Origin of the sequence: Ravibacter arvi (assembly GCF_039540405.1) — a bacterium.
In the GTDB taxonomy this organism is placed as follows: Bacteria; Bacteroidota; Bacteroidia; order Cytophagales; family Spirosomataceae; genus Ravibacter; species Ravibacter arvi.
Map to the genome: position 1 here is coordinate 63544 of NZ_BAABEY010000011.1, position 24901 is coordinate 88444.

Below are 24901 nucleotides of genomic sequence, written 5' to 3' on the forward strand. Positions count from 1 at the left end.
CATCCCAAACAGCCGTCCCTTCTGAAACCGCAAATGTAAGGAGCTTCCGGTATTTTCGCTATGCTCCCGATAACATTCCAAGAAATTCGTCTTCTGAAAGAATGGTCACCCCCAATTTTTGCGCTTTTTCGAGCTTTGACGGCCCCATATTGTCGCCGGCAAGCAAATAATTCAATTTACCCGATACACCGCTGAGCACCTTTCCGCCATTCACCTCTATTTTCTCCTTAAGCTCATCGCGGTCAAAGTGTTGGAAGACACCCGAGATTACAAAAGTTTTCCCGGCCAGTAATTCACTTTCTATTTCCAGCGGTTTTTCGTCATTCTCGAACTGAAGGCCGGAAATGCGCAAACGTTCCAGCATTTGCCGGTTGACGGGATCGTCAAAATAGGCCCGGATGCTCCACGCAATCTTGTCGCCGATTTCGGGCACGGCGATAAGGGCTTCATAGGATGCTTCCTGCAATTTCTCCATAGAACCGAAATAGGCTGCCAGCTTTTCCGCCACCGTTGCCCCCACAAACCGGATCCCCAGCGCGAACAGAAGGTTTCTGAGCGGCATGGACCTCGACAGATCAATCCCTTTCAGTATATTTTCTACCGTTTTCTCCCGAAAACTGATCTTCTTGGTTTTGCCGGTTTCTTCGTTCACCAGCGTTTTTTCCAACCCGAACAGCTGCTCGTAAGTAAGGTCATACAAATCAGCCGGGCTTTTTACCAGGTGTCTGTCAAAAAGCAACTCGATTTTCCCTTCGCCCAGGCTCTCTATATTCATAGCCTTCCGGTGAATAAAATGTTCGATTTTACCCTTGATCTGCGGCGGGCACTCCCGTTCGTTGGGGCAGTACCAAACTGCCTCCCCTTCATTTCTTACCAACCTGGCGCTACATTCCGGGCATGACGCCGGGAATACTACCTGCACGGTTTCAAAATGTTCCCGTTGGGCAATATCAACGCCCGTTATTTTCGGAATAATCTCACCGCTTTTTTCGACAAAAACGACGTCACCTTCCCGGAGCCCCAGCCGCTCCAGCTCGTTGGCATTGTGGAGCGTGGCACGCTTTACCTGCGAACCGGAAAGGTGCACCCCCTTCACCTTATCAAGCGGTATTTCCCTTTCCTCTATACCACTCAGATTCGCCACGGGCGTCACAGCGCCGGTTCGCCCTACCTGGTACGTAACTTTTCTTAAAATGGCAGGCTTGTTTTCTGCCTGGTACTTAAAAGAAATGGCCCATCGCGGGCTTTTCGCAGTGGCTCCCAGCTCGCGCTGCTGGGCATATGAATTGATTTTGATAACAATCCCGTCGGTAGCCAGGGGCAGTTCAAAACGCTTTTCCTGCCATTCCCGGATGTACCCGATGGCTTCTTCGATATTCTGGCACTTTTTCCACCCCGGGGAAACGTTGAAACCCATTTTTTTCAGCGCATTCAGGCTTTCCTCATGCGTCTGAAAAGTGTCTTCGTCGCTCAAAAAAGAATAAATGTAGCAGTCGAGGTTCCTGCGGGCGGTTTCGGAAGAATCCTGCAGTTTGAACGCACCCGATGCAGCATTGCGGGGATTGGCATAAACTTGCTCGCCCAATTCCTCAAGGTCTGCATTCAACCGCTGAAACGAGCTGAACGGCATGAAGCCCTCGCCACGCACTTCGAAAACCGGCGGCAGGCCCCCGTCCTTCACGCGCAGCGGCAGGCTCCTGATCGTTTTGACGTTGTGCGTGATGTCGTCGCCGCGCTTGCCGTCACCGCGCGTAACACCTCTTTTCAGCACTTCGTTCTCATAGGTAAAGCTCAGGGAAATACCATCAAACTTAAGTTCACAAATATATTCGTAGGCCTCTCCCGGTATTCCTTTCTGCACCCTTATATCGAATTGCCGCAACTCGTCTTCGCTGTAGGTGTTGTCCAGCGACAACATGGGGAAGCGGTGGTAAACGGTTTCAAAGCTTTTGTTGATGGTACCGCCTACCCGTTGGGTGGGCGTATCGTCCTGCCTGAATTCCGGGTGCAGCTTCTCAAGCTCGGCCAGTTGTTTTAATAAAGCGTCGAACTCCTGGTCGGAAATTTCGGATACGCTATCCCGATAGTAACGGTCATTGTAATGATTCAAACGATTCGAAAGTGCCTTTATCTGTTCTTCTATTGGGTTCATGTTAACTCAAAATTGGGATCCGTTACTAGCTCTGGCAAAAGAATCCCCCAATCGCCCCCGTTGCGCGGCAGGTACCGATTTTCATTTGGCAGCTTATTGGGTTACCTTTGCCGTAAAAATAACACATTAACTATTGTTTTCATGGCATTGATAGCTCCCTCCATTTTATCGGCAGACTTCGCAAACCTTCAGAGAGATGTAGAGATGATTAACCGCAGCGAAGCCGATTTGATACACGTGGATGTCATGGACGGGAGATTCGTCCCCAACATTTCACTGGGCCTCCCCGTTTGCGCGGCCATAGCCCGGCATGCCACCAAGCCCCTGGACGTGCACCTCATGATGATAGAGCCTGAAAAGTATATCAGGGAGTTTAGAAAAGCGGGGGCTGACCGGATCACCATCCATATAGAGGCTTGTGCTAATCTCCACAGCGGGATTATGCTTATCAAAGAAACGGGAGCGCTGGCGGGAGTGGCAGTGAACCCGCATACGCCGGTAGAACTTCTGGTTGATATTCTCCCTGACCTGGACACTGTTTTATTAATGTCGGTCAACCCTGGTTTCGGGGGCCAGCAATTTATCGGGCGAACCTATTCGAAAGTAAAGCGTCTCGCCGAGATGAGGGAATCGGCCGGTCTTGACTTCACCATAGGAATAGATGGTGGTGTTTCCCTTTCAAACGCTCCTGCACTGGTTGCTGCCGGCGCTGATGTACTAATTGCAGGGAGCTTTATTTTTAATGCGCCATCGCCGGAACAGGCCATTAGCGAGTTAAAAAAAACGACCGGATAGCGGCTGGAATAATCCGGCTCAAAAACAAAGGCTGCCTTAGTGTTATAGGGCAGCCTTTATTATTTGCTTTGCTTTTATCTTGATGAACTTAAAACGTCGTTATTGTGTCAAAAGTATATGGCATGAAAAATAACTAAATTATTTTTCAGTTTTATTGGTTCGAGAATCTATGTACCAGTCATTCCGAGCGCAGCCGAGGAATCTCCCGCTCCCCCGGACTCAATCCTTTAAATAGAATTTTTCTAACAACAGGAGATCCTTCGACTCCGCTGCGCTCCGCTCAGGATGACCATCCGGTAGATGCGCTACCATTGACGATACTATGGATGGGCGCGCCCTCCGGACGGTCATTCCGAGCGGAGCCGAGGAATCTCCCGCTCCCAGGACCCAATCCTCTAAATAGAATTTTTCTAACAACAGGAGATCCTTCGACTTCGCTGCGCTCCGCTCAGGATGACCCTCCGGCAGATGCACTACCATTGACGATACTATGGATGGGCGCGCCCTCCGGACGGTCATTCCGAGCGCAGCCGAGGAATCTCCAGCTCCCCGGACTCAATCCTTTAAATAGAATTTTTCTAACAACAGGAGATCCTTCGGCTCTGCTGCGCTCCGCTCAGGATGACCCTCCGGCAGATGCGCTACCATTGACGATACTACGTATGCGCGCGCCGTACGGACGGTCATTCCGAGCGGAGCCGAGGAATCTCCTGCTCCCCGGACCCAATCCCTTTCAGAGGGCTTTTTTCTAACAACAGGAGATCCTTCGACTCCGCTGCGCTGCGCTCAGGATGACCCTCCGGCAGATGTGCTACCATTGACGATCCTATGGATGGGCGCGCCGTCCGGACGGTCATTCCGAGCGGAGCCGAGGAATCTCCCGCTCCCCGGACCCAATCCTCTAAATAGAATTTTTCTAACAACAGGAGATCCTTCGACTCCGCTGCGCTCCGCTCAGGATGACCGTCCGGGTGGTAGCCTCAGGCTACCATTGACTTCCATTGACAACATCTATTTGTCATTTCTACCCCAAGGTGTTTTCGCAAAAAAACTTCTTTCTCAGAATGACACCTGCCTTTTAAACAACAGCCTTTCCCCTACCTACCGGACATACTTTTTGCGGAAAGCCTCGGGGCTGAGCCCTGTCTCTTTCCTGAAAAAACGGGAAAAGTAGGAATTGTCTTTAAAATCCAACCGGTAGGCAATTTCGGAAACCGACAAATTAAGGTTAACCAATTGTCTTTTTATCTCCAGTACCATCCGGTCGCGGATAAGCTGCCCGGCCTGCGCGCCCAGGTGCTCGTTACAGAGCGCATTTAAATGATTGGGCGTAACATGCAGGAGCGCCGCATATTCGCTGGGCAGCCGCAAGGTCACAAAATGGCTGTCGATCAGTTTTTGATATTTGCGGAGCAAGGCGTTCCCGGCGGTATTTACCGCTCCATGCTCACCGGCGGTTACACTGTTCTGGACCATGATGAAAACCTGTAGCAGAATGGCCCGGATCATGTCATGGCGGTAATCGGGGGAAAGTGCCGGAACCTGAATCAGCCGTTCGAAAAGACCGCTCACCGCCTCCCGCGTATTTCCTTCAAGGTTCCAGACACTTTTCTGTGCCTCCGTCCGGAAAAAAATAAATGAGTCGAGGTAGTCTTGCTTCAGCAGGAAAGAATGAAAAAAACTCTCCGAAAAATTGACCACATATCCGTCTACAACGCCCTCGAAGTCCCAGGAATGTACTTGTCCCGGGGTCATGAAATAAATCTGGAACGGCTTTACATCAAAGTGGTGAAAGTCAATAGTATGTTTGCCCCCGCCCTGCGTAAAAAAGAGCAGGTGGTAAAAACTGTGACGATGCGGCGCGATCAGGTTGGAATGCCTGCTCAGGTAGTCAGAAAACCGGCTGATCATGATGTCCTCTTCGCGGTTTTCCGAGAGGGTGCAGATATCTACTTTAGGAATTGTGGGGTTCATAAGCTGCTACCAATGGATAAATTATGAGCTCCTATGTCAGCGTGCGGAACCAGACTTCTTAACTATATTCCATTGCGTGAGTCGGTGAAATTATCATATCCAGATTACTCTATCTTCTCGCATACAGCATATCCATTTGCGCTATCTGGGAAGCGCCCACTTCAAGAGAACCTACTGGCCCAATTAATTTGAACCCCATCTTGCAGACCAGTTCATGCATCTCTTCAAAAAGGGGCTCTCCTTCATACATACTAATAAATGAAGCTTCAAAGAGCAGATAATCCACTTTATTCATAAAAGAGCCGGCTCCGAGCAAGACCTGCTTTTCATAACCCTGAACATCTAGTTTCAGCAATACCGGTCCCTCAATGGCCCCCATTTTCCCGGCTATACTGTCCAACCGTTCGACAGGAACCCTGATGAGTGTTGTTTTTGAGGTTTCAGGTAATCCCCTCTTCTGAAAATCCGAAATAGGCAGAGCCGAACTAGCATGCGAATGCTCGTTCTGATAAAAATCTATTTTTCCACTCTCACTACCCAAGCCAAAATTATAAGTTACCACTTTAGAGAGGGACTTGGTATTAGCAACAAGCAGCTGGTAAGTATCCGGGACCGGTTCAAAGGAATGAATAGCGGCATTGGGAAAGAACCTGGCGACCGAACAGGCAAACTGGCCCTGATTAGCGCCGATGTCCATTACTGTTCCTAAATCGGGTATATGATGGGCCAGCTGATCCAGGATATTAAAAGAGGCAATAGATGCATGAGGTTGCCGCAAATACTCAAAGCCGCCGTGCCTGTGTCGCAAAATATAAAAAACGTCTAAAACGCGCTTTAGCTTTTTTCCAATCATGAATTTATTAAGGTAAGAATTAAACGTGCGGCCTGCTTGTAAATTAACGCACAAAAATACTAGTCCTCAACCAAAGTTGAATATAAATTATCCAAGTATTCCTTGGAAGAACCGTCCTACCTCGAATAAGCTTATTCCACAGGGTTACACAGTCTTACTCCTGGCACATTTTTTGAGGTATAAAAAAGTCACATAAGCCAAGACTAAACAAATACAATTTTCGTACTGACTATGGAGCCAAAAAAGAGAGCCAGTTCTAAACGCATACTATATTAAGTCTCCCAGTTCTATGCCCGAGAAAATGAAAGTCATCCGAGGTTTACACGTACTGCGTTTTGCCGTGCTGTCAGTCGCTATAATTCATATTATTCAATCGCAATCCTTTGCCCAGGGATACGGTAGGTTCATGCCTTACTCGACGGTTGGAGCGGGACTGGGAACCGCCTCCTATTATGGGGATATGGCGCCATATCGCCGTGTAATTGCCTCTACATTCAGATCTATGCGCTTCAACATCAGTGGTGAATATACCCGGCATTTTTCACCCCGCTTTGCCGGAAGAGTATCGCTCACCTGGGCCAGATTGGCCGGGGACGACTACACGCAGAACAAATCGGGAAGCGCGGCCAATCATAATTTTTTTATCCGGAATCTTCACTTCAGAAACGACGTAAAGGAATTAGCACTAACCGGCATACTGAACTTAGTCCCCGATCAACCCAAAAGTCGTTTCAATGCTTATTTTTTTGGGGGAATAGCGTTTTTTGCACATAATCCGAAAGCCAGGCTACCAGTTGACGAAACGGCGATTGAAAAGCAGAAGTGGGTCGCGCTGAGACCGCTCGGCACTGAAGGCCAGGGGCATGAAGGCTACGACAAGCCGTATTCACTGGTAAAGTTTGCCATACCGCTGGGCTTCGGAATATCTTACAAAATAAATGACCGGTTTAAAATTGGCGGAGAGGTGGGAATGCGCTTCACCACTTCGGATTATCTGGATGACGTAAGCAAGAATTATCCCGCTTCGGCTGTTTTCCTGTCAGACAATGCTGCCGAAAACGGCCAGATTGCTCAGACGATGTCAAACAGAAGTCTGGAACGATATGAAGCCAGGAGAGCTCAGGGAGACAGAACCGATATTTTGAGAAAGTATCTTAATCTTGATGCTAATACCGACCCCATTGAATACCTGCGCGCCAACCCTAATGTATTGGGAGTGAGGGGAGACAGTCCTAAAAAAAATGACAGTTATCTACTGGGAACCATTAAAGTAGCTTACATTTTGCCTTATACCGTTAAGTGCCCTCCTTTAAAGTAGTGAGCCCATCACTGCGATGCGCATCCGCTTCAGTCGATTCAAAAGGAGAACTTAACGAAAAAGGTAGCTTTCAAAATCACCATCAACGTATGCAAGATTTTAAATACCTGAATTCTGTCAAAAAACAGAAATCTGCATCTCAAAATAAAACTGAGGGCAGGTGCGCTGACTTTATTAGGAAAACACTTTCGGTTACCTGGACGCTTCTTCTTGTCATTTATGCCGGGCCTTCATTCAGCGTCGGGCTTAGCAGTACCGATACGCTTTCTGCCGGACGACAATACAATTACTCGTTCGGTTTAGGCGGTATCATCGCAAGCGACGCGACTCCTTTCTGGTTACGGACCAACCAATTTGGCGTAATTCCTTTAAAAGGCCCGGTGCTCCTTCCATCTGCCGCAATCTTCTCAGATTATGTTCACTCAAAAAAATGGGACTGGGGGTTTCATCTCGAAGCGGTAGGAAACATTGGAAATCAGAGTACCCTGATCATTCCTGAAGCACATTTGAAAGGCAGATGGGGAAAACTGGAAATTTTCGCGGGCCGTAAAAGACATATAGTCGGCCTGCTGGGCGATAGCCTAAATACTAGTGGCTCCTATATTCAATCCGGGAACTCGCTTCCGCTCCCAATGGTGCAAATCGGCTTTACCGATTATGCAACCATTTTCAATGGTCTGTTGGGATTCCGGGGCAACTATGCGCATGGCTGGTTTTCAGCCAACCCGATTACAAAAGGACATTTTCTACATCAAAAATCCCTTTACATAAGGATTGGTAAACCAAAGTGGCCAGTCCGACTCTATGGAGGCTTTAATCATAATGTACAATGGGGCGGCACCATTGTAATGGCAAACAAATGGCACGCTCCTGGGCAAACGACGTACCCGTCGAAACTTATAGACTATTGGTATGTTATTTCAGGAAAGCGAATACCCACTTTCGGATATGTAAATCCGGACGAATACGATGCTATAGATCGTGGTAATAGAATCGGGAACCATTTAGGAACCGTTGACTTCGCACTCGAAATACGCTTACCCAAATGGACACTCATGGGGTACAAGCAGTTTGTTTATGACGACGGCTCTTTATTTCAACGGATTAATTTGACCGACGGTCTGCACGGCCTCGCCTTCAAAAATCGTAACCCTGAAGGCATTAGGGGCTTCAGCCTTTCAGGCATTACACTGGAATACCTCCAAACTTCAAACCAGGGAGGGGCCCATTTCGACCTGGACGGAGGAACACGAGGGTCAGATAACTATTTCAACCATATGCAATACTATGGCTGGGTACAAGCTGGGAACACCGTCGGCACACCATTTATTATCCCTTCCACCCATAGTTTGCCTTCTCTTATTAACCCGTTAAACCCCTACTTTTTTTCTGCAAACAACCGTGTACAAATGGTGCATCTCGGCTTGAATGGTCGGATTAACAAAATGCTTTTCCTAGCTAAGTTATCTTTCTCGCACAATTTGGGGATGTACGACCGACCATTTCCATCTGCAGCTAATCAGTTTTCTGGTTTGATGCGTTTTGAACTGCCTGTAAATCTCCGCAAAGCAGGCTGTATTCATTACACATTATCGGTTGGTCACGACCAAGGGGATCTATACCGGAATTCTTTTGGCGCTTTCTTGGGAATAGTAAAAAAGGGAAGATTGTGAAAATTTAATTTACTTCATCGTCCTTTCATTTCCCGAAAGTTAACTAAATTGTAAACTAGTTCACCAAAACGACTCAGCACCAGATCCTTACCAAATCTCTTAATTGCAAATTCGCGCGCATTCTGTCCTACTACCAGAGTATCAGATTTCATAACATGTCGTATGGTGCGGGCAAGGGCCGATGGGTTTTCAGGTTCGACTGTATAGCCGATATTATTTTGGCGAATTATATTATATAATTCAGTATTTTCCTCCGCACACGCTATAACCACCCCACCAATTGACAATATGCCAGACAATTTTGAAGGAAGTACCAAATCGGCTGCAGCTTTTTTTTGAGGAATCAAATGGATGTCCGCCATTTGCAACAGTTGAGGTAATCTTTGATAGGACTGGAGGGGACAAAACAATATATTTTTTAAGTCAGTCCTCTTCGCTTCAGCGATTAATCCTTCCCGTGCCATACCGTCTCCACATACAACAAACAGCCAGTCCTCCTCACTTTTCAGCAAACCGGCAATATCTATAAGTATTTCAATCCCCTGCTTTATTCCTAAATTGCCGGAATATAGTATTATTCTTCGATCTAATGGAATCCCCAACTCAGCCTTTAGTTCCAATATCTTTTCAACAGGGCCAGGCTTAATAAATTCAGTATCCACCCAATTCTCAAGCATAAAATAATTATCAGGGCTAACTCCTTTTTCGACGATTTTCTGTCTCATCCTTTCACTAATGCTCGAAACTACCGATGAAGATTTAAGTTGAAACTTTTCAATATACAACAAAATTTTTTCCAACATTTTATTCTTTATCAAACCCAATTCAACTGCAGCATCAAGCTGTAAATCCTGAATATGATAAACAAATGCCGTCCCAGTAGTTCGTTTAAGAATAGTCGGAAGAATTCCATTTAGCATTGAAGGGCTCACTGCAACAACAACGTCATATCTTTTGTTTAAGAGAATAGCGCCAAGGAAGGCAAAAAAGGACGTAGCAGCAAAAGAAAAATCTGAGAGAAGCCTCCCGAAACCTCCCTTACCTTTCGGAATATACATGGGGCACCTGAACACATTAAATCTTTCTTTTCGCTCCACCATATAGCCAATTTTCCCCTTATAATCCTCATGCACTTTCCATTCTGGGTAATAGGGATACGAGGTAATGACATCAACAGAATGTCCCTTATCAACAAGCCATTCCGCCCACTCACCATTGTACTTTCCAATACCTGTTTTCTCCGGCGAGAAATTGTAACTAATAAAAAGAAATCGCATTCCAGGCAAGTCTTTTCTAATTTTTCAAAATCTTTTCTATTTTCAAAAAAAGGAACAGGTCATGGTCATTTGAAAGTCTAAAAATTGTCCAACTAATCTGCTGACTATTTCAAATTAACCGCTTACTCAGTAGTTGGTTCTGAAGGGTGCATTGCCATAAATTCAAACAAAGCTACAGAAACACTTACCATCAACAAATGATGGAGACCTACTTGCATTACTCAGTCTAGGCAGATGTAACAGTCCATAATATCGTCAATCTCAAAATATTAGTCAGCTGCAAAAATAGAATAAAGCTTGAATAGATGCTTCTCTAAAGAAAACTCCTTAACAGCAATTCCTGCATTATAGCATTGAATATCTCTACATAAAGCAGAATTATTCAAAATATGACGAAATATTTTACATAGTGAATCAACTGAATCTATTTCTACCAGATATCCATTTTTGGGAGAAACAAGATCCGGAATATACTTATAATCTGTACTAACAATGACGCAACCGGCCCTCATAGCTTCAATAATACTGAGAGGCTGAGCTTCATGCAGATAAAATGTGGGCAGCACAAACACATCAATATTTTTATAGAACTGTAGCTTCTCCTCCCCTGCCACGACGTTATAATACTTAATCTGCGGACGCTCTTCTAATTTTACTTTAAAAGTATCGCGAATTTCATTTTCTGACATATAACTATCCCCCATGTATTTACCTGCCACATGAAGTTCAATATTTACACCCTCATCGAGCAATGATTCCACCGCCTCTACAACGTGCAGAATGCCTTTGCTATAAATAAGGTTAGAAAGATACCCGATTTTGAGATTGCCTGTCAGGCCCTTAGACTCCCTGTAATTGACCGGAATAGCCTCGAGAACCGGATCACAGAAATTGGATATTACTTCTATCTTCCCGGTAGGTAGCAAAAAATCGAACTGCTCTCGCATATTTTCCGATAGCACAATAGCCTTGTCAACGCGCCTGTATAGCTGGACAAGTATCCAACGATAGGGCCGCGCCGTTTTCTCTATCACATCCCGAAAATTTGAACCATGTAAATGAACAATCGCTTTTTTTCGAAAAAAATGACATAAAAATAACACGATCACGTCGCTCAAGCTTCCTTCAATAGTGCTAAAACAGGTCATGTAGACCTTATCGACCTTTTTAAAGAGAAGTGTATACAGCAATTTAAATGCTACAACAAGATGGGTAGCTAACTTCCCTAAAGAACTATGACTAATGGGAGTCTTATCGATCCTGTTCTTAGGTCCCTTGTAATTAAAATAGCTTGCCTCAAAAGCAAGCGACTGGCCGGTGATAGGCGGAGAAAAGGTTCCGATAAAAAGTACCTCTCGTCTTTTATTCCCCATAAGTATCTTTTACTACTAATAAAGTTGGTAGGTAACTTTATTCACTATTTCCAAGAACTTTCTACTCCACTTTTCAGGGGTATTTTTTTCACCTAACGCTCTGCTCTTTATCCCCATATGCTTGCGCTCGCTATCAGTTGCACTCATTACCTTGATCAAAGCACTTTTCAATTCATCCTTGCTTCCCTTGGCAAACTTAAAACCATTAACACCCTCTACCAGGAAAGCATCACCAGCACCACAAGCATCTGAGCAAACAATAGGCAATCCAGCAATTGCAGCCTCATGGATAACAACCCCCCAAGGCTCAAAAAGGCTGGGCAAACAGAAAACGGATGCTTCAGCAAAAACGGAGGCCAGAGCATCCGGCTGCTTAAATGTTACCACATTTATCCGATCTCCCTGAGTAAGTCCGGTTGCCTCCAGACTCCCGCTTCCCACCAACAACAAATCCCATTCCGGATAATCATCACTTATTTCTCGGAACGCTGTAAGAAGAAGGTCGATGCCTTTTTCTCTGACAAATCGTCCGACAAATAGTAAACTATGTTTTTTCCCGGTTCTATCAATCGGAATGGTACGATACAAATCGGCGTCACAAGTATAAAACCCATCAAAAATCTTTTCCTCAGAATATCCCAGACGACGCGCAAAGTCAACCTGTCTGTCTCCGCATCCCCACATAAACGTAAAATGCTTGCGTAAAAAGAAAGATGCCGTCCATATACCGATCCATTGCTTTAAAGTTCCCATCCATTGATTATCGAACATACAAATCGTCGGAATCCCTTTAGCAGTAAAATATTTGGATACTGTCATATATTTACCACCTGTCATATTCCAAGAACATACAAAAAGGACGTCCGGCTGAAGCGACTTGCAATAAGTTAATAGCTCGCCAGCACTGGAAAATTCAGACAATCGTCTATAGTTCATCCCGGCAAGCGCCTCAAATTTATAAGGAGTAAGATTGTCCCTGTCCCAGCTAACTACGTATAATTCAAAATCGCGGTCGGTTTGAAGTAAAGCCCTCAGGCCCGCCAGCGTATATCCCATTATTTCGCAATAAAGAAAAACTATTCTCTTCTTCATAGAATACTGTTCATTTAATGGTCAAACCTCAAAACAAATTCAACCCTGGTAAGTACTGAATATTCATTCCAGGTTAGCGATGTATGAATTTGCAGTGCTCCAAGTCAGACAACCAAGTATCAAAAAAACTACTATTCTTACCGTAGGAATTATCAAAGAAAAAGAAAGATTTATTTAACAATATAGACAAAATAGCGCCGTGTAAACGGGTAGTATATATATATTTATATTCTGACAAAAATTCTACTCCAGTTTTAACAAGAAAATGGCGCAATATTTGCTGAGTATACCAATCTTCAATAGAGCCAAACGCTCTAATTCTACGGAGAAATTTATAAATTAGGACTTGAATCGAAAATGGTTTCTCCATACTTGGCCAATCAAGCGATTTTAGTTCAGATTCGTCCTTAATATATTCTCCATAGTTGATATCCAATACTGCCTCCTGATCGCTTCTCCTTAAAAGAAGAACATTTTTTCCCACGTTTCGCTTAAACTTTTCCAATTTATCGGCTTTAATACAAAATGCCATATCTGGCACTAGAAGTATTTCGTTAGAAAAATACTCCTTCAAAAAATTAAATGATCTACTATCCCTCGCGCAGATAGTCAGTTGCTTATGCCGGGCTAAAATTTCAGCGTCTCTAATAGCTAATGTTTCATTACTATAATGAACTGTCTGTGGAAAAAAAATAATTCTATTATGAGGATATCGCTGCACAATATCTAATCTGAAATCTTGATATGGTCGCCATAAATCCCCGAAATTACCCCCACCATGCATTAATACAATCGTGTTTTCGGGTATTTCCTTGTGCTTAAACGTATCAAAAGACGATCTATAAAGGCAATTATAGGGCAGTAAACTTAAAAAGTCCTCTTCTCCCTCCCAAATAAGAGTATCACCTATATTTGTGTGATAGGGTAAATCTAATAAAACATAGTCACTATCTATGCGATGTAGCATCTTATCAATAATAATACTCTTTAATTCCTCAATTTTTTCTTTGAAAACCATATTATTTATTAAATAAAACTTGTTTAATAAGCAACCAAGTTTTTTGCTTCAAAAATTGATATCTATTAATCAACCGAAGAGAATACTTTAGTCTTAGATACTCATGATTTATAAGATCTTGTCTATACGTTGAAATTCCGCCTATTCTAAAATTGGAAAGAACAGCATCTAGCGGAAAGAAATCAACTTTACTTTTTATAAATCTTTGAAAAAGTTCGAAGTCCCCTGCAACCCTATAAGACCTATCAAAATCGCCGAACTTTTGATAGATAGATTTCGAAACAAACCATGTCGGATGCTGTATCATATGTTCGTTATAAAAATTATGATGAAATCTTCTGATAGAATGTTCTACTTCATCTTTCCACAATTTCAAAAACCCATAATATACACCGTTTTTCCGACCTTCATCAATATACCTATTAACTATCAGCTCAACCGTATTAGGTTCATACCAATCATCTGAATTCACAATGCCGATTAATTCACCGCGACATATCTCTATCCCTTTATTCATAGCATCATAAATACCGCTATCCGGCTCGCTTGTCCAGTGCCTAAGGCGACTCTCATATCCTTTTATAATATCCAACGTTCCATCAGTGGAGCCACCATCTATGATGATATATTCTACGTTAGGATAAGATTGATTTAAAACACTATTAATAGCTTGCTCAAGTGTCTTTTGCCCATTACGAACAACGGTCACTACGGATATAAGAGGTAATTCATTCCTCACGTCTTAAATATTAGTTTAATAGTCCGCACAACATATATTATGGCTTATCGCTATACCAGCTTTGGGGCAATGGAAAATGCTTCTTTCCTGTATTATCAAAATCGAGTCTATGAGGGAAAGATGTCTGAAACCCTTTAAGTTCGACGCTATCGCGCCTTATAAAAGGAAATTCGGTCAAATTAGGTATTTTAATCCCGTGCCGCGAGAAAACAGGATCCCAATTATTTGGGTGAATATGTACGCAGACATGAGTCTGTAAAATTTTACTAAACACGGTTTCGGCTATCCTAAAGAAATTCTGCTCCCAAAGGGCTTGTAAATCATGAAATTCTATCACCATAATACGAAAACGTCTGACCAGAGAGTCTGACATGTTTATTAGAGCTTCATATTCAGCACCTTCTATATCCATTTGTAGTAACAAGTCCGAGTTTATCTCCACCGGAGTCGAATTTACCCATTCGTCCATAGTCATAAACTCTTCGTTGTTTGTACATCCGATAAATTTCTTCTGAAAGCTATACCTGTCCTCCGAGATATTCAGATTCGGCTTATCAACGGAACGATCCGCCATAAATACCTTCATGTTATACATCTCGAGGCATTCAAGCTCGAACTCGCTGACTGTATAAACTCCAGGAGAAAAACAGGCCTTTATATTCCCTAAATCGTCGGGCAGTAAATACCCCCCATCCCCATCAGGTCCTATTCTGATTAACTCAAACTGTGTTCGATAAGGGCGTAAACGCTTTATTAAATGGGCGACGTTTCGTTGGGAAGCCTCGTTCGCAGCTATACTCCGCAATCTGCGGAGATAGATGTTTCCAATATCTAAAAGGAAACTGCGTGCCCTATTTTTCAAGGTTCCATTCATTTAAATATGCTTTTCGTCTAGATGATTACATATACTAAATAAATTCTATCACTACAAACAATTAAGTAGCATTAACCTACCTTGAAACTCATTTTTTGCATAATCAACGTCAGAAACCTTTTCCTCTGAAAGACATTCAACGCGATAAAATAAGTTGCTACCATAAAAGATATAAGAAAAACACCGCTAATCAATAAAAACCTCGGCCATCCTTCATTCAAAGAATAATGAAAATAAACTGGGACACCTGAAGAAAGTACAACTATAGCACAACAAGGAAAAACTACTTTGATAAAAAATCTAAAAACTGAAAATCCCTTAATGAGATATCTCAAAAACCAAAGATAAGAAAATGAACCGCATACTGTAAGTATAGTATTGACAACTAACGGAGCTACCGGAGAAAACCCCATTCTAAGAAAAAGATACGAAACAACAATAACCATCAAATAAATACTACCTATCGTAAGACTCGCATTTTTAACTTTCCCAGTAGCATGAATAACAAATACAACTGGAATAAACATACAGGAGACTGAAGCCGATATTAAATTTAATTGACAAAATGAAACAGAATATTCGGGGACATTTTTCAACCATAAGGTTAATACGAAATGGTTTTCAACAATTAAAATAAAAGAAAAACAAAAAAAAAGTAGAAATGAAAATTTAGACGCATTTATCAACAAATTTTCCATCTGCAAGATCTCACCCCTGGCATATAATTTCGTAATCTGAGGATTAACTGCCGTTAAAAAATTTTGGGAGAACCCTTGCATAACACCTTGGACCTGGGATGCTATTCCATAAGAAGCATTGACAGCCACACCAAAAAATAAATTTAGTAAAATATTTACACCTTGCGTTCTAGCTGTAAATGACATATTCCCATAAACATTCCACCCGCTAAAACCAAGCATAGGATTCATAATTTCCCAATCCCACAACATTCTGTACCGACATTCTTGAAAATTACGAATACAATAAATATAGTAGGTAAATAGAATAATTATAGAAATACAAAATATTAAAACAGCATATAAAACCAGCTGATCAAAGTGCCAGATAGCAAGAAAAAAAACAATTACAAATTTCAGTGCAGTATTAAATATCTCTATATAAGCATATACCTTCATCCGTTCGTGCGCTATGATAGTAGCGCTATATGGGACCTGTATTATCGAAATCGCAGCACTAAAAATCGAGAACCGATAAACCCAGCGAGCTGCATCTAATCGCTCCGGCTCTATCACCAACTTGTTCTCTAAAAACCAAAGCCCTACTGTTTCCCCCAGAAGAAATACGATAGCAGCAATCATTAGATGTATAGTTGTTGCTGTCGAAAAGGTTCTCGTCAGCTTTTCGCTATCACACCTACCAATCTCAAACGTGAGAAACCGGGCGGTTGCGGTACTCATCGAATTATTCAGAAAAGAAAATATCAGGGTTATTCCGCCAACAACATTGTAGATTCCATAGTCTGACACTCCCAGAACGTCTAAGACGATCCTGTAAGTATATAGACTTACCACCATGCTTAGCAACATCCTGATATACAAGTAAAACGTATTCTTTGCTATGGTTTTACTCTGCATACGTCACATAGTCAAATAAAAATCTACATCCAATTTATTATTGATACCTATTTTTTATTTTAAATAAATGTTGCAATCCGAGCGGTAATATGTAGGTAGCGAACATCGTTCCTACGGTATAGGCAAAAGGAGACATCAAAGACCCCCGAAGTATAAACATGAGTAAAAAAGCCACATATATAACAGAATATTTATTACTTCCCATTAGCATCATAGAAGGAATGAGAAATATTATGAATATAAGTACAATATCAACCAGGTCTTTTATAGAAGTCTTACTTTCCGCAATCGCCAATTTTTCATCCATACTTATGAGTGTTGAACGTTATTTGGAAGACAACACCAGGTTTTTTAGTAGCCGGGCGCCTATTTTAAGATACGAGGAAAAATAAATCCTAATACCAGACCGTCTAGAGAACTCAATAAGCTGCAGAGCTTCCCTTATTGTAGATCTTTCCCTATATTTTCTCCTAATAAACACATCAAATATCCAGTTTAATATTTCAGGTTGCTGAAACGAATCACGCATCTTCTTCCACTTTAAAAGTTCGGAAAGAACGATCGAATAGGAATTGTAATTTCTTATCCGGTCATTATTACCCGAAATGGAGTCCCCCCTTCGCCGGTATAAAACGACAGGTACATTGAAATATACTATGCTCGGATTTAGTAGCAGTGATTCGAACATAAAAAGATCATCTTCAGCCGGGCTTACATCAATGACGTAAGACAACATGTTTTCCTTAATAAACCGGCTCCTGTATATTCTTCTCCAAACAACGGGAATATAATGATCATTTTTTTTAAGAATATTTAGATAATCGACGCCTTTCAAACTTACTGATTTAATTGGACCAGAATTACCTAATCCGTGCCCGATTTCTATACTTGCATAGTGTTTTATCGGGTATCCTTCTATCTTTTCATTTCTAAATGTGTCGGATTCCAGAATACCGTTAGAAATATCATCTATGAATTCAAGAGCGTCAAACATAAATATATCGCATTCAACGATTTGTTCTATATATTTAAGTACAGAAACCCCTTTTGTAAGTATATCATCAGAATCAAGAAAAAACACAAATTCGCCCGATACTTTTTCCAATCCTGAATTTCTTGCTCCACTAAGTCCTTTATTCTCCTGATCAACTATTATTAGATTTTCACACTTTTCTTTGTATTCAAGAAGTATTGCCAAGCTACCATCTGTAGAACCATCATTTACCGCAATTACCTCAAAACTCTCAATTCCAGCACTATAGATAGAATCCAGGCACTCCCTCAAATAACGTTCAACATTGTATACCGGTAATACAATGGATAATTTGACTTTGTCAGACTTCATAAAAATATCCCTATCTAATAAATGAATAATCATTGACAATAATCAACTCAAGATGTGGATAATCACTCGCCTCAATACTCGCCAAACATTCTCTCAAATACTTTTCACCATCAAAAACCGATAGTATAACTGAAACGAGAGGAAACTCATTTATTTGATCCATGTAAGTTAAATTTACCCGGAATGTTGCGGCGGACGACTGCTGGATACACGTATCATTATATTCTGATAGTTAAAAATTACATATACCAGTATAGCGTACAATGTCATCTTAAATATATTGATCGGGTAGTAGGCCACCCATCTGGGAAACGTACTTATAATAATCAGCAGCATCATTACCTGATATTCGGCCAACCCCTCTCTCCGGACACTATTCATTAGCTTTCCTATTAATAACGCAATAACGATCACGCCGGGATAAGAAAGCCAGACATAAAAAAAAGCGCCGACAAACCCTCCCCCTCCTGTTGTATAAATGCTCCCCAGGTACGAGGACAAGTCCGCGTAGTCAGGCAAATATTTAACCGGAACTACCAGCCTTGCCCAAAAAACAAAAAAAGACTCCATCCTGGTAATTGAATCAATAATTCCCTCCTCAACCATTCCGACCAGGCGCGCACTGGCATAAAAAACATCGCCGTGGTGAGTGATTTGTATTAAACTATTAGTATTCCAAACATTAAAAAAAGAGTCGTCCATACTCCCTAAAAACAAAGGGTTATTCCTGATTTTCCCAAACAGCATTGCAAAATAAACCCCGATCACGATCAGAAAAATAGCCAGCAAACGATAACGTTCCAGAATTTTTCCCATAAACAGAAACATCATCATCGAAAAAGCCTGAATCATCTCAATTCGCCCGCCGTAAAGTAATCCTTTGAGACCAAACATCGATGCAGCAATGATCAATATTACCCTTTTTGTCTTGGTATCGGAAAACTTAAATGCTATAGGGATAAAAACTAACACATACTCAAAAAGATTCAATCCTTTTTCTGGCGTTTCTATTCCTTTCAGTGTATTTACCATGCTATAGCTTCCCGCCTCTAACATATTGTCACCCGATTTCGAAAAAAAAGTAATAACGACAATAGCACTTATCGCAAGAAAAAAACGAGTGGGAGAGTTTACAATTTCTATAGATTCTGAAATATCATAAGTTGACTTCCCACCATCAAGTGTTAAAAACAAGACCAAAAAGAAGACAGCGTATATCAGTAAAACGGTCTTGTGATAGACTGGCAAATCAAATCGAACGCGATAGCTATATGGTATTTCAAGGATGAAAAATGAGTACATAAAGTACACATATAATCCCATAAAAACCGCAATTAAAAAATTGGGAACATAATTGGAGCACTTATGAATTAAAGCCGCACAAATGAAGCAATTGAAGAAAAAAAGAATTTTGATTTTACTAATATCAAACTCCACTATCAATACGACTACAGCAAACAGCAGGCAAATAAAAGAGTTAAGAATTATTTCGAGCCAACGCTTGCTTAGATACATAACAGCCAGGTTTTCCTAGTCAAAAATCACTATATCACATTCTGGATATCCGTTTCCACCAACCATATCTGAACATCACAAGGTAAAAGATGAAAATCACGTTAGACAGAATTGCAAAGCCGACTGCTATCCATAACCTTCTCGGCGCAACAGTTTTCATATCCGCTCTTGCCGGCTCCAATATCTTAAAAACAGGCTTGTCACGCTTCAGTAGCATATTTGCTTCTGTCAGCTGCCTTTCCAGATCCAGGTAAGTAGAATTCTGTAGCTGGTATTCCGTAGCAAGCCTTTGTTCTTCTATCTTGTCAGTATTCAGGAAAATATTTCTATGGGTGTCTCTATGTCGCTGTAGCGTGACTTCGGCCTGTCTGGCTTTACTTTTAGCATTGGCTACCTGGACGGTGAGAAAATTCACGTGATTACCTTGTTTCTGAGCCCGATAGTCAGTTACAAAGTCTATCAGGTATTTGGCTGAAAGGTCAGCTAATTTCGCTGCTACCAGAGGGTCAAGGGCTTCGGACGTTATGGTGACAATTCCTGATCTGAGTTCAAATTCACAAGTAATGCTGCCCAAAATCCATTTGATTTCACTTCGCTCTTTTTTTGTCGGGAAATAAATCGTGGAATCAAGATTTTTATATGAATCCGTCTCGGCGGGCTTTTCTCCTTTTGACGGAAAAATTTTTGTGAAAAAACCTTCAGATTCATCTCTTTCTCTAAGTGCCCGATAAAAATCAGACAATTTTTCATACTTCACACCCGGAATGGCTATTACCGGTTGCTGCAGCATGTATTGGGCGAAAGGATATGATTTCAATACACTCGGATACAAATCAGGCCTGACCGCTTCACCGGCTTCGTTCAATTTTGCCAGACCGAACAAGGCGCCTATTCCTCCCATCTGAGCATTGTTGGCTTCCGGGAGAAGCGTCATCTTCGAAGCATATACTTTATCCCTTGTATAACTGAACAGATACCCCAATACAGCAAAAAGGAAACCCAAAATCAAACACGCACGTATATGCCGTTTAACAAACCTGATAATCTTGCTGATATCAATATCTATAATTTCAACTTTTTCCATTCTCCATGTTGAATTAATTACCCCGGAGCAATTTTCTTAATCAAAAAACTTTTAAGTGAAGTGCTACTGTAATTACTTGTTAAATATTTCGGGCAATATCCGGATGATAGTGAGAGAAAAAGTAGTAATAGCACTGATAATCATCACCCGCTCTGAAGTACTCAGTTTCTGGTTATTCGTATCCTGGAGTTTGGCGGTCACCGTGATTCTGCTACCCGGTTCTATTTTAGGATACTTTCTAAAAATGAGGAGCGGCCTCTTGGTACGCTTGGTAATTCCGTTAGAGTAAGTTACAAAAACCCTGTTCTTGTCCGCCGATTTGGTATATCCGCCCGCCTGGCTTAAATAATCCCGGTAGTTAAAGCCCGGGTCAAAACTTATAAAAGAAGGATTTAAAACATCACCAAATACCTCTACAGTCTCCTGCTTTCTAGGAATTATCAGCGTATCTCCGCTAAATAGCAATAAATTTGACGGCTGATCCGGCTTTTCGAGAATAGAAGCCACATCCAGCGCAACCGAATGCCCGTCCCTCCTGAATTGGGCTCCTTTTAGATAGGCTTCCTCCTTCAATCCGCCGGATTTGGTTATTAAGTCAGAAATCCGTTCAAAATTACTCTTAATGACATATCCACCCGGGTAATTTACCTCTCCGAATACATAGGAATGTCTTTGTATTTTGTACTGTTGCGATCTTCTGATCACAACAATATCAAATGGCATCAGGGCAAACTCTTTGTCCTTTCCTGAAACCGACAAATCATCCGACAATGTTAACTCAAACAACTTAACATCCTCCCCTCCTTTTCCGGGTTCGGTGACACCTTCTTTTACCCGCCTCGAAACCTCGACCCGGTAGGGAATCGCTCCATACGTATACCCTCCGGCGAGAAACACCAAATCTTCAACGGTCATCCCCTCAAAAAACTTATACTTTCCAGATTTGATAATCTCCCCGTAAATTTCTACATCCTCGGCTTCCTTCAGATCCTGGATACTCTTGATGACGACCACATCATTTTTTCTCAGCTGAATATCTTCAATCTCTCCTTTGAGCAGTTTTCTTACATCAAATGAAATATTTACAGGCTCCAGGTGCTCGTTGAGCCTTTGGATCAGCCCTCTGTTCAAAAAAGCATTTTCGGCCACCCCGTCTGCCTTTTTAATAAGCTGGCTAACGGTTTGAAGACCCGGCTCCAAAGCATAGTCGCCTCCCCTGTATACAGCGCCCGAAATAGTAACCCTGTTTTCGAAACGTTCCAGAATTTTCCCTACATCAAATCTGTCACCGTTTTTTAGTTCAAAGCTGGCGTAGCTGGCTTCAGGAACGTGACCCACTTTATACTCTTTTCCCGTATTTCTTCGGTAATTAACCGAAAAAGTATAAGCTTCCGGGGTATACCCACCGGCATAATCTATAATCGTCTGCAGGGTTTCTCCCGAAACTGCTTCGAAGAATGCAGGGGTTTTAACCTCTCCCGTAAGTTTTATCCGCTTGTTGTAAGGCTTTATTAATATCACATCCTGATCCTGCAGCATAATATTGTCGGAAGCATCCGCCGCGGTGATATACTTATACAAGTCTATTTTCCGTATGGATTTATTCTGCCGGATTACCTCAATTTCCCTGAAAGTACCCTGCAGTGAGGGCCCTCCCGAAACATGCAGGGCATGAAAAACAGTCGCCAAAGATGACAGTGTGTAGGTTCCGGGATTCTTCGCTTTACCGACTACCGTTACTTTGATGCTTCTGATCTTATCCAGCGATACATTTGCGTAAACTCCACCTCCGGAATATGCGGTCCCCAACTTACTTAGTATGAGCTTTTTGGCTTCATCAACGGTCAAACCGGAGACGAAAATAGGGGGAAAATTAAGCAGTCTGACTGTACCCTCCGGAGAAACCCGAAGTCGAAAAATTTCGCTGTATTTTCCTGACAAATCCAATGAAAATTCATCATCCGGACCCAGGATATAATTCAACGGAGTCGCGATACGCAAATCGGGTTCAAAACTCGCGGAGGAAGTAGAAAAAAAAGAGCTCCCAAAAAGCGGTACATCTTCAGGTGTATCCGGGGTTTGGTTTATCTTGACGTCATCTATAGGATCAACCATCTGCCTGGGAACGGCCTTTTCCAACTTATGCTCCTGGATCACCTTTTCATTGACGTCGCTTACGCCTCCCCGCATCTCCTGCAAACTACTTAAGGTATACCCGTTCTCCAAAGCTATTTTTTCTATTTCCGCGTCAGTCATCCCCTTTTCTTTCGCCTCTTTCAGCATCTGAAGTACCTGCTCACCGCTCGGTTTGACCTGTCCCAAACCCGGCACTGTGGAGATGGTCAATCCGGCAACGGCAAAAAGAAGAATACGGTATTTAATAAAAAAAGATCTCAGCATCAGAATTTAATAAAGTTGCTAGTTATGTATGTCGCCAGTGTGGAATCTCCTTTACCCCATCATCTCACCAAAATTCCCAACTCCTTCAGCTGCCCTTCTGCTATAGGCGCCGGGCTATCGATCATTACATCTCTTCCGGAGTTGTTTTTAGGGAAAGCAATAAAGTCCCTGATTGAATCCACGCCCCCCAACAATGAACAGAGACGATCAAACCCGAAAGCGATTCCCGCATGGGGGGGAGCACCGTACTCGAAGGCATTCATCAAAAATCCAAACTGGGCCTGGGCTTCTTCTTCAGAGAATCCCAATACGGTAAACATGGTTTTCTGGAGATCCTTCCGATAGATCCTCACCGAGCCTCCTCCTACTTCCACCCCGTTAATGACGAGGTCATAGGCATTCGCCCTTATTTTTCCCAGATCGCCGGCGGCGAGCAATTCAATATCTTCAGGCTTGGGAGAAGTAAACGGATGGTGCATGGCAAACCAGCGTTGCTCCTCTTCTCCGTATTCGAGCAGCGGAAAATCAACAACCCACAATACTTTGTAATCATCCGGTTTTCTCAGCCCCAATCTTTTTCCCATTTCCAGGCGGAGCTCCGAAAGCTGTTTGCGTGTCTTATCGGGCTCCCCGCAGAGAACCAGGATCAGATCACCGGCAGCAGCGCCGCATGCGGTGGCCCAGCTTCTCAGGGACTCTTCGCTGTAAAACTTATCAACTGAAGATTTGATAGTACCGTCTTCGTTCACCCTGACATACACTAGTCCTTTCGCCCCGATTTGCGGGCGTTTCACCCATTCTGTCAATTCATCTACCTGCTTGCGGGTATAGCCTGCAGCGCCCGGCACATTAATCGCAGCTACCAGTGCAACACCGTCGAACACTGCAAAATCTTTTCCGGAAGTCAGATCCTGTTCGGCTCCTTTCAACTCTACAAATTCCATCCCAAACCGGATATCAGGCTTGTCAGAACCGTATTTCCTCATCGCGTCGGCATAGGTCATCCTGGGTATTTCGGGCAACTCGATTTCCTTCACATTCCGGAAAAGATTACGGATCAATCCTTCAAAGGTCGACAAAACATCTTCCTGCTCCACGAATGACATTTCACAGTCTATCTGTGTAAATTCAGGCTGACGATCGGCCCGAAGGTCTTCATCACGAAAACACTTTACGATCTGGTAGTAGCGGTCGAAGCCTGCTACCATCAGCAACTGTTTGAAAGTTTGCGGCGACTGGGGCAAGGCGTAGAATTCGCCAGGGTTCATCCGGCTCGGAACGACAAAATCGCGGGCGCCTTCCGGCGTCGATTTAATCAGTACCGGTGTTTCTACCTCAATAAAATTAAGCCCGTCCAGGTATTGTCGCGTAAAGCGCGCCACCGAATGCCGGAGCTCCAGGTTTTTTCTTACTATGTCACGACGAAGGTCCAGATAGCGGTACTTCATCCGGAGGTCGTCTCCCCCATCGGTTTCGTCTTCTATCAGGAACGGCGGCAGCTTGGCCGGGTTGAGCAGTTCCAGGTTCTCAAGGCGCACCTCTATCTCCCCGGTTGCCAAATTAGGGTTTTTCGACACCCGCTCCACTACCGTTCCAAATGCCTGCACAACACACTCCCGCCCTGCGTTTCTAACCTGTTGGACAACATTTTTCGGAGTTTTACCCTCTTCCAGAAGCAACTGCGTGATACCGTACCGGTCACGGAGGTCTACCCAAATCATACCGCCTTTATCGCGGATGCGCTGTATCCAGCCCGATAAAACTACTGATTGCCCAAGATTTTCCGGTCTTAATTCTCCACAGGTATGTGAACGTAACATTCAA

The 24901-nt window shown here is 42.9% G+C and carries 21 protein-coding genes; 3 read left to right on the top strand and 18 right to left on the bottom strand.

Features of this window, described 5'->3' with window-relative positions; all coding sequences use genetic code 11:
- Positions 1-58: 58 nt before the first annotated feature.
- Complete coding sequence (gene ligA, locus ABD852_RS04970) at positions 59-2152, bottom strand: NAD-dependent DNA ligase LigA (protein ID WP_345026921.1); 2094 nt, start codon at positions 2150-2152, stop codon at positions 59-61.
- A gap of 141 nt (positions 2153-2293) precedes the next feature.
- Here ligA and rpe point away from each other — a divergent pair, with 141 nt between their 5' ends.
- The gene (rpe, locus tag ABD852_RS04975) at positions 2294-2947 is read left to right on the top strand and encodes a ribulose-phosphate 3-epimerase (RefSeq protein WP_345026922.1); all 654 of its coding nucleotides are present in this window, start codon (positions 2294-2296) and stop codon (positions 2945-2947) included.
- Positions 2948-3166: 219 nt separating this feature from the next.
- On the opposite strand, the gene ABD852_RS04980 is transcribed toward rpe, so the two are convergent.
- From ABD852_RS04980 to ABD852_RS04995, 4 genes are all read right to left on the bottom strand, one after another.
- The gene (locus ABD852_RS04980) at positions 3167-3427 is read right to left on the bottom strand and encodes a hypothetical protein (RefSeq protein ID WP_345026923.1); all 261 of its coding nucleotides are present in this window, start codon (positions 3425-3427) and stop codon (positions 3167-3169) included.
- 203 nt (positions 3428-3630) lie between these two features.
- On the bottom strand, positions 3631-3765 hold the full coding sequence (locus ABD852_RS04985; protein WP_345026924.1) for a hypothetical protein: 135 nt from the start codon (positions 3763-3765) through the stop codon (positions 3631-3633).
- Between the two features lie 283 nt (positions 3766-4048).
- Positions 4049-4921 (bottom strand): helix-turn-helix domain-containing protein, encoded by an 873-nt coding sequence (locus ABD852_RS04990; protein ID WP_345026925.1) that lies wholly within the window; start codon positions 4919-4921, stop codon positions 4049-4051.
- Between the two features lie 109 nt (positions 4922-5030).
- A complete protein-coding gene (locus ABD852_RS04995; protein ID WP_345026926.1) occupies positions 5031-5774 on the bottom strand; it encodes an FkbM family methyltransferase in 744 nt (247 codons plus the stop codon).
- Between the two features lie 301 nt (positions 5775-6075).
- On the opposite strand from ABD852_RS04995, the gene ABD852_RS05000 reads away from it, so the two are divergent.
- Both ABD852_RS05000 and ABD852_RS05005 read left to right on the top strand, forming a co-directional pair.
- Entirely contained in the window at positions 6076-7092 is a 1017-nt protein-coding gene (locus ABD852_RS05000; RefSeq protein ID WP_345026927.1) for a hypothetical protein, read from the top strand.
- 89 nt (positions 7093-7181) lie between these two features.
- Entirely contained in the window at positions 7182-8765 is a 1584-nt protein-coding gene (locus ABD852_RS05005) for a capsule assembly Wzi family protein (protein WP_345026928.1), read from the top strand.
- 14 nt (positions 8766-8779) lie between these two features.
- Here ABD852_RS05005 and ABD852_RS05010 read toward each other — a convergent pair whose 3' ends face one another.
- The 13 genes from ABD852_RS05010 to aspS form a co-directional block, all read right to left on the bottom strand.
- Positions 8780-10042: a WcaI family glycosyltransferase gene (locus tag ABD852_RS05010; RefSeq protein WP_345026929.1), complete on the bottom strand. Its 1263-nt coding sequence runs from the start codon at positions 10040-10042 to the stop codon at positions 8780-8782.
- Between the two features lie 269 nt (positions 10043-10311).
- The gene (locus ABD852_RS05015) at positions 10312-11415 is read right to left on the bottom strand and encodes a glycosyltransferase family 4 protein (protein WP_345026930.1); all 1104 of its coding nucleotides are present in this window, start codon (positions 11413-11415) and stop codon (positions 10312-10314) included.
- Positions 11416-11430: 15 nt separating this feature from the next.
- Positions 11431-12507 (bottom strand): glycosyltransferase family 4 protein, encoded by a 1077-nt coding sequence (locus tag ABD852_RS05020; RefSeq protein ID WP_345026931.1) that lies wholly within the window; start codon positions 12505-12507, stop codon positions 11431-11433.
- A gap of 73 nt (positions 12508-12580) precedes the next feature.
- Positions 12581-13525, bottom strand: coding sequence for a polysaccharide pyruvyl transferase family protein (locus ABD852_RS05025; RefSeq protein WP_345026933.1), 945 nt, complete (start codon positions 13523-13525; stop codon positions 12581-12583).
- 1 nt (position 13526) lies between these two features.
- Positions 13527-14264: a glycosyltransferase family 2 protein gene (locus ABD852_RS05030; RefSeq protein ID WP_345026934.1), complete on the bottom strand. Its 738-nt coding sequence runs from the start codon at positions 14262-14264 to the stop codon at positions 13527-13529.
- Between the two features lie 37 nt (positions 14265-14301).
- Entirely contained in the window at positions 14302-15138 is an 837-nt protein-coding gene (locus ABD852_RS05035) for an FkbM family methyltransferase (protein WP_345026935.1), read from the bottom strand.
- 71 nt (positions 15139-15209) lie between these two features.
- Positions 15210-16625, bottom strand: a complete 1416-nt coding sequence (locus ABD852_RS05040) for an MATE family efflux transporter (RefSeq protein ID WP_345026936.1) — start codon at positions 16623-16625, stop codon at positions 15210-15212.
- Between the two features lie 433 nt (positions 16626-17058).
- Entirely contained in the window at positions 17059-18078 is a 1020-nt protein-coding gene (locus tag ABD852_RS05045) for a glycosyltransferase (protein ID WP_345026937.1), read from the bottom strand.
- Positions 18079-18088: 10 nt separating this feature from the next.
- A complete protein-coding gene (locus ABD852_RS23035) occupies positions 18089-18241 on the bottom strand; it encodes a glycosyltransferase (protein ID WP_425568764.1) in 153 nt (50 codons plus the stop codon).
- An 11-nt stretch (positions 18242-18252) separates the two neighbouring features.
- On the bottom strand, positions 18253-19593 hold the full coding sequence (locus ABD852_RS05050; protein ID WP_345026938.1) for a hypothetical protein: 1341 nt from the start codon (positions 19591-19593) through the stop codon (positions 18253-18255).
- Between the two features lie 34 nt (positions 19594-19627).
- Entirely contained in the window at positions 19628-20677 is a 1050-nt protein-coding gene (locus ABD852_RS05055; RefSeq protein ID WP_345026939.1) for a GumC domain-containing protein, read from the bottom strand.
- Between the two features lie 72 nt (positions 20678-20749).
- Complete coding sequence (locus ABD852_RS05060; RefSeq protein ID WP_345026940.1) at positions 20750-23077, bottom strand: SLBB domain-containing protein; 2328 nt, start codon at positions 23075-23077, stop codon at positions 20750-20752.
- Positions 23078-23136: 59 nt separating this feature from the next.
- Positions 23137-24897 carry an aspartate--tRNA ligase gene (gene aspS / locus ABD852_RS05065; protein ID WP_345026941.1) on the bottom strand — a complete coding sequence of 587 codons (1761 nt, stop codon included), beginning with the start codon at positions 24895-24897 and terminating at the stop codon, positions 23137-23139.
- Between the last annotated feature and the right edge of the window lie 4 nt (positions 24898-24901).

Coding starts and splice junctions, on each gene's coding strand:
- ABD852_RS05055 (WP_345026939.1), bottom strand. CDS start 20,677: ATGGAAAAAGTTGAAATTATAGATATTGATATCAGCAAGATTATCAGG.
- ABD852_RS05045 (WP_345026937.1), bottom strand. CDS start 18,078: ATGAAGTCTGACAAAGTCAAATTATCCATTGTATTACCGGTATACAAT.
- ABD852_RS05060 (WP_345026940.1), bottom strand. CDS start 23,077: ATGCTGAGATCTTTTTTTATTAAATACCGTATTCTTCTTTTTGCCGTT.
- aspS (WP_345026941.1), bottom strand. CDS start 24,897: ATGTTACGTTCACATACCTGTGGAGAATTAAGACCGGAAAATCTTGGG.
- ABD852_RS04985 (WP_345026924.1), bottom strand. CDS start 3,765: ATGGTAGCACATCTGCCGGAGGGTCATCCTGAGCGCAGCGCAGCGGAG.
- ABD852_RS05020 (WP_345026931.1), bottom strand. CDS start 12,507: ATGAAGAAGAGAATAGTTTTTCTTTATTGCGAAATAATGGGATATACG.
- ABD852_RS05035 (WP_345026935.1), bottom strand. CDS start 15,138: ATGAATGGAACCTTGAAAAATAGGGCACGCAGTTTCCTTTTAGATATT.
- ABD852_RS05015 (WP_345026930.1), bottom strand. CDS start 11,415: ATGGGGAATAAAAGACGAGAGGTACTTTTTATCGGAACCTTTTCTCCG.
- ligA (WP_345026921.1), bottom strand. CDS start 2,152: ATGAACCCAATAGAAGAACAGATAAAGGCACTTTCGAATCGTTTGAAT.
- ABD852_RS05050 (WP_345026938.1), bottom strand. CDS start 19,593: ATGTATCTAAGCAAGCGTTGGCTCGAAATAATTCTTAACTCTTTTATT.
- ABD852_RS05010 (WP_345026929.1), bottom strand. CDS start 10,042: ATGCGATTTCTTTTTATTAGTTACAATTTCTCGCCGGAGAAAACAGGT.
- ABD852_RS04980 (WP_345026923.1), bottom strand. CDS start 3,427: ATGGTAGTGCATCTGCCGGAGGGTCATCCTGAGCGGAGCGCAGCGAAG.
- ABD852_RS23035 (WP_425568764.1), bottom strand. CDS start 18,241: ATGGATCAAATAAATGAGTTTCCTCTCGTTTCAGTTATACTATCGGTT.
- ABD852_RS05025 (WP_345026933.1), bottom strand. CDS start 13,525: ATGGTTTTCAAAGAAAAAATTGAGGAATTAAAGAGTATTATTATTGAT.
- ABD852_RS04990 (WP_345026925.1), bottom strand. CDS start 4,921: ATGAACCCCACAATTCCTAAAGTAGATATCTGCACCCTCTCGGAAAAC.
- rpe (WP_345026922.1), top strand. CDS start 2,294: ATGGCATTGATAGCTCCCTCCATTTTATCGGCAGACTTCGCAAACCTT.
- ABD852_RS05000 (WP_345026927.1), top strand. CDS start 6,076: ATGAAAGTCATCCGAGGTTTACACGTACTGCGTTTTGCCGTGCTGTCA.
- ABD852_RS04995 (WP_345026926.1), bottom strand. CDS start 5,774: ATGATTGGAAAAAAGCTAAAGCGCGTTTTAGACGTTTTTTATATTTTG.
- ABD852_RS05005 (WP_345026928.1), top strand. CDS start 7,182: ATGCAAGATTTTAAATACCTGAATTCTGTCAAAAAACAGAAATCTGCA.